At 75.2% G+C, this 444-nt stretch carries 1 protein-coding gene and 1 pseudogene; both read right to left on the bottom strand.

The features are described from left to right. A partial coding sequence (locus FNQ90_RS28600) for a helix-turn-helix domain-containing protein (protein ID WP_182608600.1) occupies positions 1-236 on the bottom strand: 236 nt, incomplete at its 3' end. Next, positions 233-444, bottom strand: a pseudogene (locus FNQ90_RS26555) (acyltransferase); the annotation flags it as partial. The pseudogene FNQ90_RS26555 and the gene FNQ90_RS28600, both read right to left, overlap by 4 nt.

The following is a 444-nucleotide window of genomic DNA, read 5'->3' as shown; positions in this document are numbered from 1 at the left end:
GGATAGCGGACGGCCAGGCCGTCCAGTAGCCGGCCGTAGGCCGCCCGGTGCTCCCCCGACGGGTCGGTGGCGCCGGTCTCCCACTTGCGGACGGTCTCGGGGGTGACGCCGATCGCACCCGCCACCCGGGTCCGCGTCAGACCGGCCGCCGTGCGCAGGCGTTCCCGTTCCGCCGGGTGGGGCAGGGGTCGGGCTTCCTCCAGCAGGGCCTCGATGGCGTCGATCGGGTCGCTCACCGCGTCTCCTCCGGGGTGGTGATGGTGGCCCGGCTGCCTCCGAGAGACACGGCCCGTCGGTGGGCGGGCAGCTTCGCCAGGGCGTGGTCCACCCCGCACAGCAGGTCCGGCACGGGGATGCCGTAGTGCAGCGAGAGGGCGTCCAGGTCCGCGAGGGTCCAGGGGGTGGCACCGGACTGGCGACGGGAGATCTCCGTCTGCCCCCGCC

Origin of the sequence: Streptomyces alkaliphilus (genome assembly GCF_014141535.1) — a bacterium.
In the GTDB taxonomy this organism is placed as follows: domain Bacteria; phylum Actinomycetota; class Actinomycetes; order Streptomycetales; family Streptomycetaceae; genus Streptomyces; species Streptomyces alkaliphilus.
The sequence above is the reverse complement of the archived record's forward strand: the minus strand, read 5'-3'. Positions and strand labels throughout refer to the sequence as shown.